Source organism: Micromonospora sp. RB23, from assembly GCF_053585025.1.
Map to the genome: position 1 here is coordinate 2,207,626 of NZ_CM132111.1, position 14,352 is coordinate 2,221,977.

Genomic DNA, 14,352 nt, shown 5'->3' on the forward strand with positions numbered 1-14,352 from the left:
CCCGGCAGCTCAGGCCAGGGTACGCAGCCGCGAACCGGAGGCGTCGACGGTCCGCTTCGCGCCGTGCACGGTGACCCCGGTCAGCCGGATGGCCCCGAACGTCTCGGGAATGTGCGGGTCGGCGCCGAGGATGCCGTCGCTGACGTCGAGCCCGAGCATCGTCCGTAGGAAGAGCAGGGGCGCCCCGCTGGCCCAGGCCTGCGGGTTGCAGGCGGTGGGGTAGGGCACGGGTCGCCGTCCGAGCGAACGGTCGTACCCGGAGAACGCCTCGGGCAGGCGGTACTCGAAGTGGGCCGCCGCTTCGAGCATCGCCATCGCGATGCGGTTGGCCTCGTCCCGGTGGCCGTACCGGGCGAGCCCGGCGGCGATGATCGAGTTGTCGTGCGGCCACACGGTGCCGAGGTGGTATCCGATCGGGTTGTACCCCACATCGGCGGTCGACAGCGTCCGGACGCCCCAGCCGGAGAACATCTCGTCGGACATCAGGTGCCGCGCCACCACGGCGGCCCGCTCGGGTGGCACGATCCCGCTCCACAGCAGGTGGCCCATGTTCGAGGTCATCGAATCGATCGGACGTTTCTCCGCGTCGAGGCCGATCGCGTAGTAGCCGCCGCGCCCCGGCAGCCAGTAGTCACGGTTGAACCGCTCGCGCAGGTCGGCGGCCTCCTTGCGCAGCCGTCGCGCCCACGGGGCGTCGGCCCACGGCCCGTCGGCGAGTTCCGCGGCGCGTACCTTCGCGTCGTAGGTGTAGCCCTGGATCTCACACGTGGCGACCGGCAGGTCGGGGAGCCTGGTGTCGGCGAACTGCACGCCGTCCGGCGAGTCGCGCCAGCACTGGTTGCGCATGCCGTTCGGAGAGCGCGTGCCGTACTCGACGTACCCGTCGCCGTCGCGGTCCCCGAATTCGTCGATCCAGCGCAGCGCCGCGTCGGCGTTGGGCCGCAACTGCCGGACCAACGCGTCGTCGCCGGTCCACCGCCAGTACTCGGAGAGCAGGATCAGCCACAGTTGGGTGGTGTCGGCCGCGCCGAAACACGGGCCGTACGGCTCGATGCCGAGCTTCGTCAGCTCCCCTGACCGGAACTCGTGCAGGATCTTCCCGGGGTCCTGGTCGCTGAAGTCGTCGACGACGGTGCCCTGGTGCGCGGCGAGAGTCACCAGCGCTCCACGCGCGACGTCCGGACCGCAGGTGACGCTCTGATAGGCGGTGATCAACGTGTCCCGCCCGAACACGGTCAGGAACCAGGGCATGCCGGCAGCCAACAGGACGATCTTCTGGCCGTTGATCTCCTTGGTGATACGCATCGACACCAGATCGACTGCCGACTTGTGATAGACGTTGCGTAGCAGCTCCGATTCCGCGCTGAGGTCTGGTTTGTTCGCCGTCCACAGCGTTGCCGGGTCGTCGGCGTCGGTGTCCTGCGGTTCGCCGAAGGCACGGTTGGTCGGCGTGAACGTCTCGCCCTGGCAGTTCAGCAGGACACGCAGCTCGCAACCCCAGGTGCCGCCTCGTTCCAGGCGTACGTCCCAGACCAGCGAGTCGCCCTCGACCCGATCGGCGGGAGGGTCGGCCTCGACGGTGGTGCCGGCCGACCAGCGCGAGTTCTGGTAGGAGAAGCGCAGGGCCGAGCCGTCCGACCGGTGGCTCCGCCGGATGTCGGCCAGCCTGCTCCGTGCCGCCCTCTTGATCTCGAAGAGGTCGGCGAAGTCCGCGCCGACATCCAGCCGAAGCCGTACGGAGACCGGCTCGACACCGAAGTACTGCAACACGATCCGCTCGGACATGCCGTCACCGATGAACCGTTCCCGTCGTACGCCGACGCCGTTCGCCCGCAGGTCCGGCAGTTCGGGGTTGGCGAGGAAGAAGGCGGCGGAGTAGGCGTCGACCGTGTTGGCGCTGAGCACCAGCGGCGCGAGTCCGTCGAGGGTCAGCTCCCATCGGCTGATATAGCGGGTGTCGTCGTGTACGAGTCCGGCAATGGAATCGTTGGGAACGTCACCAACGGAATTGGACAACATGAAGGCACGACCCTCGAATACGCCGATGGAATCGGGGCCGAGTTCCGGGGGCATGTCGCGGTTGGCGCCGCCGTGAGGGCGTTCCTGCTGTTTCGTCGGCTGAGCATTCATGGCACCGGCACCTCCGTCGGCAGGGGCGGCCCCGCCGTGCACGCTTCGCAGTCTAGGGCTCGAAAGGACGGCCTCGCTGCCATATCGCACGGGATTCCCGGTCCCGTGGGAAAGGCGACGAACGGTACCGGAGCGCTTTCCGCGCCATATTCCCGCAGTGAGATTTCTGTTGCCGGGCGTCGTGCTCCGGCGTTTCGTCCGGTTCCGCCGTCGGCGAGGAGTTCGGCTCGCTGGCTCGCACGTAGACTGGGAGCGCGGGTGGCAGCCGCTGGCGGCGACGGGTAGGCGAAACGGGAGATTGAATTGTCAAGTTCGGCCGATGTCCGCCACGGAGAAGACGGATCCCGACCGGCCGCCGGCACGCTGTGTTTCGAGATCCTGGGGCCTGTGCGACTGTGGCGCGACGGTGTCGAGCTTGACGTCGGCCCTCGACAGCAGGGCCGCCTGCTGGCTCTGCTGCTCGCCCGGGCCGGACGACCGGTCAGCGCGGGCGACCTCATCGAACTCGTCTGGGGCGAGGACGCCCCGGCCAGCGCCTCGAACGTCATCCACAAGTACGTCGGCGCGCTGCGGCGACTGATGGAACCCTCGCTTCCGCTGCGCGCGCCCGGCTCGTACCTGCGGCGGCACGGTGGCGGCTACCTTTTCACGCCGGCGCCGGGCTCGCTTGACCTGTTCCGCTTCCGTGAGCTCGTCGGGGCCGCCCGGGCGAAGCTCACGGCCGGCGACCGCCACGCGGCGCTGGATCACTACGCCCAGGCCCTGGGGCTGTGGCGCGGGCCCGCCGGTGACACGTACGCCCACGGCACCACCGCGATGTCGATCTTCGCTGCGCTCGATCGGGAGTTCCTCGACGTGTGCGTGTCGGCGGCCGAACTCGCCATGTCACTGGAGCGTCCGACGCGGGTGCTGCGGCCGCTGCGGCTGGCCGCCTCGATGGCGCCGTTCCACGAGCCGGTGCAGGCGAGTCTCATCGCCGCGCTCGGGGCGGCTGGCCACCAGGCCGAGGCGCTGGAGCTGTTTCGGAGCGCCCGTGCCCGACTCACCGAGGAGTTGGGCATCGATCCGGGCGAGGCCCTCCAGGCCGCGCACCGGCGGGTGCTGACGGGCACGACGACGACGTCGTCGGGGAGCGGTCGGACCGGCGGCGAAACCGGGCGGAGCGTCCGGTCGTGGCCGGTGCCGCTGGTACGACCGGCGCAGCTCCCACCCGACCTCCCCGCCTTCGTCGGACGTTCCGCCGAGCTCGCGACGCTCGCCGGTCTGCGTGAGGGCACGGCCGACGCGCGAGGGACGGGTCCGCTCGTCGTCGCCCTCGACGGGATGGGCGGCGTGGGGAAGTCCACCCTGGCCGCGCACTTCGCCCACCTGGTAGCCGGTGAATTCACCGACGGCCAGCTGTACCTCGACCTGCGCGCGGAGCAGCCCGAGGTCGACAGCCTGTCCGCCCGGGACGCGCTCGGATCCCTGCTGTCGTCGCAGGGTTTCCACATGTCCAGCGTCCCGGGGACGCTCGCCGCGCGCGTCGGCCTTTACCGCAGTCTCACCGCCGGTCGGAAGCTGCTCATTCTCCTCGACAACGCGCTGGACGCCGCTCAGGTGCGTCCGTTGCTGCCCAACTCCCCGGAGTGCCTGGTTCTGGTGACCAGCCGTAGGCCGCTCGTCGATCTTGCCGTCCGCGACGGGGCCCACCTGCTGCACCTCGATCCCCCGGACATGCCGACCGCCCGTAGGCTGGTCCAGCGCCGGCTGGAAGACGCGCCGAACCGCTTGCCGGCGGGCGACGCCCCGCCGTCCGACATCCTCGACGAGATCATCGAGATGTGTGGCCGCCTACCGCTTGCGTTGGCGATCCTGGCGGGCCGGTTGAGCGCTCGTCCGCGGCTTGCCCTTCAGGACGTGGCCGCCGAGCTCCGCGACGGCGCGCGGCGACTCGCCGCCTTCTCCAGCACCCATGGCGGATGTGATCCGCGTGCCGCCTTCGCGTGGTCGTACCGCCAGCTCAGCCCGGAGGCCGCCCGACTCTTCCGCCTGTCCTCCGCCGCCATGACGGCGGGCATCTCGACGGAGGCGTTCGCCAGTATGTCGCTGACTCCGCCGACCGAGGCGCGAGGACTGGTGCGGGAGATCACCGACGCCGCCATGCTCGACGAGGACGACCGGGGACGGCTCACCTCGCATGTCCTCATCAGGGCCTACGCGCAGGAGCTGTTCCTGGCCGAGGAGTCGGTCCTGGACCGGGAAGCGGCGATCGGCCGGCTCCTGCACCACTACCTGCACAGCAGCTACCAGGCCGCGCTGCGGCTCGTGCCGACGAGCCCGGCGGCCGCACCCGCCCCGGCCCCGGCCGGCGTCGTCGCCGAGCGACCCGATTCGTACGACGCCGCCATGCGGTGGTTCGACGATCATCGGGAGATCCTGTTCGAGGCGGTACGCCGCGCGGCGGAGGGGGACTTCGGTGTCCCGCCCTGGCGGCTGGCTCTCACCATCTGGCCGTGGTTGCAGCTCACCGGGCGGTTCCACGACTGGCAGGACGTGATGCGGGTTGCTCTGCGGGCCGCCAGCGGCTGCGGGGACCAGGTGGGCGCGGCCCACGCCATGTGGAGTCTGGCCGATTCCTGCTACCACTTCGCCACCTACGACGAGGCGCTCGATCTGCTCACCCGCGCCCGGGAGATCTTCACCGAGCGCGGCCTGATCGCGGAGCTGGGCGGTGTCCACAGTGCCCTGGAGCGGATCCACAGTCAGCTCGGCCGGCACGAGCGGGCACTCGCCGAGAACGAGCGAGCGCTGTCCCTCTACCGTGCCGCCGGCTTCGAGCAGGGCGAGATCTGGGCGTCCGTGGCCCGGGGCCGTTCACTGGTCCGACTCGGTGCTCCCGGCGAGGCCATGGAGTGCCTCAACGAGGCGCTGGTCCAGAGCGAGAAGTTCGCACCGGGGACGGACGAGCCTGCGATCCGGGTCCTGATCGCCGAGTGTCTGGCGTTGCTGGGGCACCAGAGCGACGCTCGGGACCAGCTCGAGCAAGGGCTGCGAGCGGCCGTCGAGGCACGCAGTCGGATCGGCGTCTTCGAAGCGTCCGCCCAGCTCTGCGCGACACTCCTGGATCTCGACGACGTGCCCGGCGCCTGTCAGGCATGGCGGGAGGCGTGCGACGCCATGCACGCCATGCAGAACGGGGGAACCCGTCGCATGCGGGACACGGTCTGCGACCTGGGGGACAGGCTGCTCGAGGTCACTCCCTTCGCTTCGCGGTCCGAGGACACGCAGCGGTGAAACGTGGTGGCGGGAGTGGGCGCGCCGCGCTGCGGCCGGCCGTCTGACCAGCGCGCCAAGGCGTCGGACCGGCCATGTCGGTCCGCTGGGCGGTACTCGATCGGTTGAGCATGTTATCGATAACATGCTATGTTCCGGCGCGGGGAGTGAAGGGCACGCTCCCGGTCACCGCAGTCAGTCGGCAGGCACGCCGAGGGTTCGCCGTCGCGCAGCCTCGCCGGTCGGTGACACCAGTCCGGGCCGCTCCGCCACTGCCAGGCGACCGCGCGGTCGCCGGACGCCCCCGATCCGGCCGCATGCCCGCATCCCATGCTGCGTCGCGCACAACCCGGCAGCGACGGTACGGCCCGTACCCCCACCCGTGTACGCCGCGCCGTCCCCTGGTGTACGCACGATCATCGGCAAGGAGTCGAGCACAATGGTCAGACGGAGACAACTATTGACATTCGTCGCGGCGGCGGCGGTTCTCGTCGTGGCGACCGGCGGAGCGCTGAGCGCCGGCTTCCGTGGCGAGGCGGTGGCAGCCACGAACGGCACCCTCGCGGCGACCGCGGGCTGTGGCAAGGCGCCCACCCTCGCCAGCGGGACACGCACGATCACCAGCAGCGGTCAGAGTCGCACCTACATCCTCCAGATCCCGAGCGGGTACGACCGGAACCGTCAGTACCGGCTGGTCTTCGGCTTCCACTGGCTGAACGGTTCGGCCAACAACGTCGCCTCGGCCGGTTACTACGGGCTCGCGCCGCTGTCGAACAACAGCACCATCTTCGTCGCCCCGCAGGGCATCAACGCCGGTTGGGCCAACACCAACGGTCGTGACCTGACCCTCTTCGACGACATCTCCCGGCAGGTCGAGAACGACCTCTGCGTCGACACGACGCAGCGCTTCGCCCTGGGCTGGAGCTACGGCGGGGCCATGAGTTACGCGGTGGCCTGTGCCCGACCGAACGTCATCCGCGCGGTCGCCGTGCTGTCCGGCGCGAACCTCAGTGGCTGCAACGGCGGCACCCAGCCGGTTCCGTACTTCGGCATCCACGGCATCTACGACAGCGTGCTCAACATCTCGCAGGGTCGGGCGTTGCGCGACACGTTCGTGCGGAACAACGGCTGCACGGCACAGAGCCCACGAGAGCCCAGCCGGGGCAGCCTGACCCACATCACCACCACCTACTCCGGCTGCCGCGCCGGGTATCCCGTGCAGTGGGCCGCCTTCGACGGCGACCACACCCCGAGCCCGGTCGACGGGTCGGGCAGCCCCAACGACTCGCGGACCTGGACCTCGGGTGAGATCTGGCGGTTCTTCAGCCAGTTCCAGTCCACCACTCCGCCCACGACGCCGCCGCCGACGACGCCCCCGCCCACGACCCCGCCGCCGACCACCCCGCCGCCGACCACGCCCCCGCCGACCACCCCGCCGCCGACCGGTGAGCCGGGCACCTGCGCCGCCACCTACCGGGCCGTCAACAGTTGGCCGGGCGGCTTCCAGGGTGAGGTCACCGTTGCCAACGGGACCGCCAGCACGATCAGCGGCTGGACGGTGGGCCTGACCCTGGCCAACGGCCAGGCCATCAGCAGCCTCTGGAGCGGAGTCAACTCGGGAACCACGGGCAACGTCACCGTCCGCAACGCCGCCTACAACGGCACGCTCGCGCCGAACGCCTCGACGACCTTCGGATTCACCGCCACCGGAGACGGCGCCACGCCGCCCAGCAACGTCACCTGCACCAGCCCCTAGAACGGATGCCCGGGTCCGGAGCCACCGGCTCCGGACCCGGGCGTCGAGGGCCGATGCGGCGTCGGCGCGGCCGGCGGTCCGTCGACGGATCGTCGCGAGCGTGGCTGCGGCATCGGGGGAGTCGCGGTGCTTTATGCGCGAATGTCGATGTTAGCGTCAGTCATTCCGCCGCTCTGAGCGCGCCGACCCGCCCCGCTCCGCAGTGGGTGGTCGGGCAGCAGGCGTGCGACCGGCGTCAATGTTGGACACGTCGCGCCGGTCCAGGTTTACGCGGATGTTACGTCTTGACGAACAGCATGTTATCGCTCACAGTCGATGGTCAAGGACGACGTCGGATGCGATCTATCGCCGGCCGACTTCGTCGACCGTGAATCCGACAGCGTCCGCAGCGCGCAGGGATGTGTTAACGCGAACATTCCCGCCATGTGCGCCGGTCGCGTGCCACGGTGCGCCCCGCTTCGGGTAGCCGTTCGGCTCCCTGTGATTGAGGAGGAACATGTCCGCCATTGGTACGTCCCCGGCGATAGCGCCGCCCTCGCGGCGACGAGGATGGTTGGTACGAGCGGCAGCCGCCAGCGTGGCGGCGGTGGTGGTTGCTGGCGCCGCCGCGATGGCGGTGTCGTCGCCCGCCGCCGCGGCGACCGTCGACACCAGCGCGTGGTACGTCCTGGTGAACCGCAACAGTGGCAAGGCGCTGGACGTCTACAACCTGGCCACGAACGACGGTGCGCGCATCACGCAGTGGACGCGTAACAACGGCAACCAGCAGCAGTGGCAGTTCGTGGATTCGGGTGGCGGCTACTACCGGGTCAAGTCGCGGTTGTCGGGCAAGGTGTTGGACGTTTCCGGCCGTTCGACCGCCAATGGCGGGGCGATCGTGCAGTGGTCCGACAACAACGGCACCAACCAGCAGTTCCGCCTGGCCGACTCGGACAGTGGCTATGTGCGGTTGATCAACCGCAACAGCAACAAGGTCATGGAGGTGCAGGGCGCCTCGACCGCCGACGGTGGCAACATCGTGCAGTACGACGACTGGAACGGCGCCAACCAGCAGTGGCAGCTCGTGCGCGTCGACGGCGGGGGCAACCCGACCACGCCGCCTCCCACCACGCCGCCCCCGGGCGGCACCTGTGACCTGCCGTCGTCGTACCGGTGGTCGTCGACCGGGGCGTTGGCGCAGCCGAAGTCCGGCTGGGTGTCCCTCAAGGACTTCACCGTCGCCCCCTACAACGGCCGCCAGCTGGTCTACGCGACCACCCACGACTTCGGTTCGTCGTGGGGTTCGATGAACTTCGGGCTGTTCACCAACTGGTCGGACATGGCCTCGGCCAGCCAGAACACCATGAACAGCGGCACCGTCGCACCCACCCTGTTCTACTTCGCGCCCAAGAACATCTGGGTCCTGGCCTACCAGTGGGGCGGCACCGCGTTCTCCTACCGCACCTCCAGCGACCCCACCAACGCCAACGGCTGGTCCGCCGCGCAAACCCTGTTCACCGGCAGCATCACCGGCTCCGGCACCGGCCCCATCGACCAGACCCTCATCGCCGACGACCAGAACATGTACCTCTTCTTCGCCGGCGACAACGGCAAGATCTACCGCGCCAGCATGCCCATCGGAAACTTCCCCGCCAGCTTCGGCTCCAGCTACACCACGATCATGAGTGACACCACCAACAACCTCTTCGAAGCACCCCAGGTGTACAAACTCCGCGGCCAGAACCGCTACCTCATGATCGTCGAAGCCATCGGCAGCCAGGGCCGCTACTTCCGCTCCTTCACCGCCACCAGCCTCAACGGCACCTGGACCCCCCAGGCCGCCACCGAAAGCAACCCCTTCGCCGGCAAGGCCAACAGCGGCGCCACCTGGACCAACGACATCAGCCACGGCGAGCTGATCCGCACCAGCGCCGACCAGACCTTCACCGTCGACCCCTGCAACCTCCAACTGCTCTACCAAGGCCGATCGCCCTCCTCCAACGGCGTCGACTACGGCCTGCTGCCCTACCGACCGGGCCTGCTCACCCTGCAACGCTGACCTGACGCACGACCGAGGGGCGGGCCCGGCACCACGCCGAGCCCGCCCCGCGTCACGTCCGCAGGGCCCCGCCTCTGCAAGGCTGGGTCATGCCCTTGAGCGCACACCACCTACGAACGTCAGTCGCCGTGTCCGACATCGGGCGGGCGGTCGCCTTCTACGAAGGCAGGCTGGGCCTGCGCGCGCTGCGGTCCGCGCCCAGCGCCCACATCCCCGACGGCAGTCGCATCTACGCCTCCGGCGGCGGACCGGCCCTGAACGTGTACCAGTCGGTCACCGCCGGGACGACCGAGGCGACGCTGGCGACGTGGTACGTCGACGACCTCGACGAGATCGTCGACGAACTCACCTCGGCCGGCGTCGACTTCGTGCGGTACGAGCAGTTCGAGCACGACCGGAAGGGGATCACCGCCCGGGCCGGCGGTGGACGCATCGCCTGGTTCCAGGACCCGGACGGCAACACGTTCGCCATCGAGGCGGATGTCTGACCGACCGGTTCGTGCCGCCACCCGCCACCGTCCACCGGACCGACGAGATCGCCGCCGCCCTGGCGGACCTGCCCGACGGCGAGACGGCGCGCTCACGGATTCCGCTCCAGTTCGGTCAGCCGATCAGTGAGGAACGCACGTTCGACGTCGTTGTCGGTGAGGGTCAACGCCTCCTCGTAGGCCGTCCGGGCCTGCGGCCACTGCCCCAACTGGCGCAGGAAGTCGGCCCGGGCGGCACTGAGGTATCCGTACGTGGCGAGGGCCGGGTCGGCGAGCAGCGGGTTCAGCGCGTCGAGGCCGGCCCGGGGCCCGTCGCGCAGCCCGATCGCCACAGCTCGGTTGAGATCGACCACGGGGGAGGGCCAGATCCGGAACAGGGTGTCGTAGAGCGCGACGATCTGGGCCCAGTCGGTGTCCTGCCAGCTCGGCGCCTCCGCGTGCAGGGCGGCTATCGCCGCCTCCAGCGCGTACCGTGTCGGGGGCCGACGACGCAGCGCGTCGGCGACCAGAGCGCGGCCCTCGGCGATGAGCTGCCGGTCCCAGCGCGAGCGGTCCTGCTCGGACAGCAGCACCAGACGCCCGTCCGCGGATCTGCGGGTGTCCTGGCGGGCGACGTTGAGCAGGAGCAACGCGAGCAGTGCGCTGATCTCGGCGTTGGTCGGCATCAGCAGGTGCAGCATGCGGGCCAGCCCGACCGCGCTGTCCACCAGATCCTGGCGGACCAGCTGGGCGCCGAGCGGCGCCGTGTGGCCGGTGGTGAAGATCAGATGGACGACCTCCAGGACGGCGCTCACCCGCTCTTCGAGCTGGTCCGGGCCCGGCACCCGGTACGGGATGCGGGCCGCGGCGATCTTCTTCTTGGCCCGGGTGATGCGGGCGGCCATGGTGGCCGGCTGCACGAGGAACGCGCGGGCCACCTCGGGCGTGGACAGCCCGCACACCAGGCGCAGCGTCAGGGCGACCTGGGCCTCCGGGGCCAGTGCCGGGTGCGAGCAGGTGAAGATGAGACGCAGCCGGTCGTCGACGAGGCCGTCCTCCGGCCCCGGCGTGGTCCCGTCGGCCACCAGCAGCGGCATCTTGCGACGGAACACCGACTCGCGGCGCAGGACGTCACGGGCCCGGTTGCGCGCGATGGTGGTCAACCAGGCGCCCGGCCGGTCCGGGATACAGGTCTGCGTCCAGGTCTCCAGGGCCTGCGCGAACGCGTCCTGTGTGCACTCCTCGGCCAGGTCGAGATCGCGGGTCAGATGGGCCGTGGTGCTGAGCACCTGGGCCCAGTCGCGGCGGTGCGCCTGGGCGACCGCCGCGACGACCTCGTCCTTCGTCCGTGGGTCGGTCACGTCAACCGTGGTCGACCACCGGGCGGATCTCCACACCGCTGTGCGACGCGTGCACCTCGGGGAGCAGCGCCGCCAACGACAGGACGTCGTCCAGGTCGGTGGCCTCGATGAGGTAGTAGCCGCCGAGCGCCTCCTTGGTCTCCAGGAACGGGCCGTCGGTGGTCTTGATCTGGCCCGTGGAGTCCGAGCGCAGCGTGGTGGCCGTGGGCGACATCTCCAGCTGCTTCCCGTCGATGATCTGCCTGCCGGCCTTCTCGGCGAACGCTTCGTGCGCGGCGTCGTGCGCCTTCCACTGCTCGTCGGTCATCGCGTCCCACTGCTGGGCGTCGCCGTAGATCAGAATCATGTACTTGGCCATGGCTCAAGTCCCGTCCGTGTGCCGGCCCCCCTCGTGGTGGCCTCCACACTACGACGGGCCGGGCGGGCCGTAGATCGACAGCCACGCCGAAAATCTTGTCCCCGACGTCGCGCCAGCGACCAGGCCCTACAACTGAGCGGCAGCGGCGGACGCGTCCAGGATCTCGACGTACCCGTCGGCGCCATGCACGCGGATCCGCTGCCCGTCACGGATCAGCCTGGTCGCGTCCGGCACGCCGACGACGGCGGGCAGGCCGTACTCCCGGGCGATGACCGCCCCGTGGGTCATGAGGCCACCCACCTCGGTGACCAGCCCGGAGACCGCCACGAACAGCGGTGACCAGCTCGGATCGGTGTACGCGGTGACCAGGATGTCGCCCGGTTCCAGGTCGGCGTCGGCCAGGTCGAGAAGGACGCGGGCGCGACCCTCGACGATCCCGTCGGAGACGCCGAGACCGACGAGCGCGCCGGCCGGCACGTCGTCGCGCCGGTACGTCCCGGAGAGACCCTCTCCCTCGGAGGTGAGCACCCGGGGCGGGGTGAGCGCCTGGTACGTCCGGAACGCCTCCCTGCGCCGCGCGACGAGGTGATCGTCGATCCGGTGCGACCGTACGACGTCGTGCAGCTCGGCGAAGGTGAGGTAGAAGACGTCGTCGGCGTCGCGCAGTACGCCAGCCTGGACGAGGCGTTCGGTCTCCCGCAGCAGGGCCTGCTTGTAGACGAAGTAGCGGCTGATGATCGCGTACTTCGGGTACTCCCGGTACCCGATGAAGGTGCGGACCCGGTCGATCATCCGTGCGGTCTCGTCGGCCTTGCGCTCCCCGTCCGGCAGGGCGCGTAGGCGTTCCAGCAGCTCCTCGCGTTTGCGCTGCGCCTCGGCGTGGCCCTGTGCGAAGCGCCGGGCGGCGGCTCCCGACTCGTGGAGCCTGATGTTGTCCAGGATCAGGGGCACGAGCGTGGTGGGACATTCGGCCCAGCGTGGTCTCGTGATGTCGATCTCGCCGACGCAGCGCATTCCGTACCGGTCGAGATAGGCCCGGATGGCGTCGCGCGCCTGAATGCCGCCCGCCAGCTTGGGCAGCTCGTCGAGGAAGCCGTCGTCGTCGACGTCCCGCAGGAAGGCCACCACCTCGGGATACGGGCGGATCGCGTCCGCCACCTCCAGCAGAGCCAGGCCCATCTCCGACGTGACGTTGCCGGGGGCCGACAGGGTGAGGGTGTCGGCCGCGTTCCGCTCACCCAGCCATTCGGCCAACTGCTCGTTGAGCCACCAGGTGGCCTCCATCCCCGCCATGATCGCCTGCATACTCAGCGGGTCGGCGAGCAGTCGCTTGTGCTCCTCGAAGGCCGCGAGCAGGAAGTCGAACAGCGCCGGTCCGGTCACCGTCGCGATGTCGCGCCGCAGCGCGGCGAGAGACGTCCGGCTGCGCTCGACCAGCTCGGTGACGATGGCCGGGTCGTTCTCGATCGTGGTCGGCGCGCCGCCGAGTCGCGGGACACGGGGAGCGTCCTGCGTCAGCGTCGGTACGAAGTCGGGGCGGGCGAGGAGGGTCTCCAGCGCGTCCCGCGTCAACGGATCGGACTTTCCCGCCATGTCGAGGAAGCCGGTGCGGCTCGCGGGCGACGACAGGATGCGGGTGGCGTCGACGAAGAGCCTTCCACCGGCCTCGTGCATCGGCGCCATCGCCGTGAGCTGCCACATGGACAGCCCCAACGGCTTCATGGCGTCGGTCATCATCTGCTGATGCCCGACGGACAGGTAGACGTGGTTCTCCTCGTTCGGAGCGGCGGGGACGGGGAACAGCGTGGTGATCGGCCGGCTCTGGACGATCTGGACGTCGTCGTCGGCCAGGCACCACTCGATGTCCTGCGGGCAGCCGAAGGCCGCCTCGATGCGCCGCCCCACCCGTACCAGTCGCAGGACCTGGTCGTCCGTCAGCGCCGGCTGCCCCTGCCGGTCCGCGCTGATCGCCTGCCGGGCGGTGCCGCCGTCCGGGAGGGCGTCGATGGCGACGCGTTTGACGGCGATCGACCTGTCGACGATCACGTCGTCCCGCACCCGGTAGGCGTCCGGGTTCACGATGCCGGAGACCAGAGCCTCGCCGAGACCGAAGCTGGCCTCCACGGCGGCGACCTTCCGGTTGGACGTGACGGGATCGGCCGTGAACAGCACACCGGCCGCCTGCGGGAAGACCATCTTCTGCACGACGACGGCGAGGTGGACCGCCCGGTGGTCGATGCCGTTGCGCTGTCGGTAGGTGACGGCCCGCTCGGTGAAGAGCGCGGCCCAGCACCGGCTGACCTGCGCCAGGATGGCCGCCGCGCCTCGGACGTTCAGGTAGGTGTCCTGCTGGCCCGCGAACGACGCCGTCGCGAGGTCCTCCGCGGTGGCGCTGGACCGGACGGCGTAGGCCGCGTCCGTGCCGTGCCGGCGCAGGGCCGCGCCGATCGCCGTCACCACGTCGTCGGGTGGGACGATTCCCTCGATCAGTCGGCGGATCTCCGCGCTGAGGTCGCGGATCGTCTCCCGGTCGTCCGCCGTGAGGCGCGACAGGTCGTCGAGGTGTTCCACCATCGCGGGCGCCTCGGCCAGGACCCGCCGGAAGGCGTCGGTCGTCACGCAGAAGCCGGGCGGTACGCGGACGCCGTCGATCCGGGACAGCGCCCCCAGGCGGGCGCCCTTGCCGCCGACGATCGCCACCTGCGTCTCGTCGACCTCGTCGAGATCCCGTACGTACCTGTCGCTCATCGCGTCACCTCGGCCCGGACGGTCCGCGCGAACGCCAGCGCCTTGAACAACACACGCACGTGGTTCCCCGATTCTTCGTTGGTTCCCGTCTCCGGCCGACGATTCTGCGCCACGACCGGGGTCTTGCGGCAAGGCCCCGGTTGCGATATACGTTGAAGTGGGAGCGGTTTCCGGTGGTGTTTTCCCCTTTCCGCCGTGAACGGAAATCGCGTAAAGCGGCACGGTCCGCGCTCGAGAGG

General features: G+C 70.0%; 8 protein-coding genes. 4 read left to right on the forward strand and 4 right to left on the reverse strand.

Features of this window, described 5'->3' with window-relative positions:
* Positions 1-9: 9 nt before the first annotated feature.
* A complete protein-coding gene (locus ACTFTM_RS10220; RefSeq protein ID WP_449565552.1) occupies positions 10-2,130 on the reverse strand; it encodes an amylo-alpha-1,6-glucosidase in 2,121 nt (706 codons plus the stop codon).
* A 387-nt stretch (positions 2,131-2,517) separates the two neighbouring features.
* Here ACTFTM_RS10220 and ACTFTM_RS10225 point away from each other — a divergent pair, with 387 nt between their 5' ends.
* The 4 genes from ACTFTM_RS10225 to ACTFTM_RS10240 all read left to right on the forward strand — a co-directional run bounded on the left by ACTFTM_RS10225 (position 2,518) and on the right by ACTFTM_RS10240 (position 9,667).
* The gene (locus tag ACTFTM_RS10225; RefSeq protein ID WP_449565553.1) at positions 2,518-5,406 is read left to right on the forward strand and encodes a BTAD domain-containing putative transcriptional regulator; all 2,889 of its coding nucleotides are present in this window, start codon (positions 2,518-2,520) and stop codon (positions 5,404-5,406) included.
* Between the two features lie 418 nt (positions 5,407-5,824).
* Positions 5,825-7,141 carry a cellulose binding domain-containing protein gene (locus ACTFTM_RS10230; RefSeq protein ID WP_449565554.1) on the forward strand — a complete coding sequence of 439 codons (1,317 nt, stop codon included), beginning with the start codon at positions 5,825-5,827 and terminating at the stop codon, positions 7,139-7,141.
* Between the two features lie 496 nt (positions 7,142-7,637).
* Entirely contained in the window at positions 7,638-9,179 is a 1,542-nt protein-coding gene (locus tag ACTFTM_RS10235) for a non-reducing end alpha-L-arabinofuranosidase family hydrolase (RefSeq protein ID WP_449565555.1), read from the forward strand.
* Positions 9,180-9,307: 128 nt separating this feature from the next.
* On the forward strand, positions 9,308-9,667 hold the full coding sequence (locus ACTFTM_RS10240; RefSeq protein ID WP_449565556.1) for a VOC family protein: 360 nt from the start codon (positions 9,308-9,310) through the stop codon (positions 9,665-9,667).
* 92 nt (positions 9,668-9,759) lie between these two features.
* Here ACTFTM_RS10240 and ACTFTM_RS10245 read toward each other — a convergent pair whose 3' ends face one another.
* The 3 genes from ACTFTM_RS10245 to rph all read right to left on the reverse strand — a co-directional run bounded on the left by ACTFTM_RS10245 (position 9,760) and on the right by rph (position 14,113).
* Positions 9,760-10,935 (reverse strand): RNA polymerase sigma factor, encoded by a 1,176-nt coding sequence (locus ACTFTM_RS10245; RefSeq protein WP_449566597.1) that lies wholly within the window; start codon positions 10,933-10,935, stop codon positions 9,760-9,762.
* Between the two features lie 73 nt (positions 10,936-11,008).
* Positions 11,009-11,365, reverse strand: coding sequence for a YciI family protein (locus ACTFTM_RS10250; RefSeq protein WP_449565557.1), 357 nt, complete (start codon positions 11,363-11,365; stop codon positions 11,009-11,011).
* Positions 11,366-11,491: 126 nt separating this feature from the next.
* The gene (rph, locus tag ACTFTM_RS10255; RefSeq protein ID WP_449565558.1) at positions 11,492-14,113 is read right to left on the reverse strand and encodes a rifamycin-inactivating phosphotransferase; all 2,622 of its coding nucleotides are present in this window, start codon (positions 14,111-14,113) and stop codon (positions 11,492-11,494) included.
* Between the last annotated feature and the right edge of the window lie 239 nt (positions 14,114-14,352).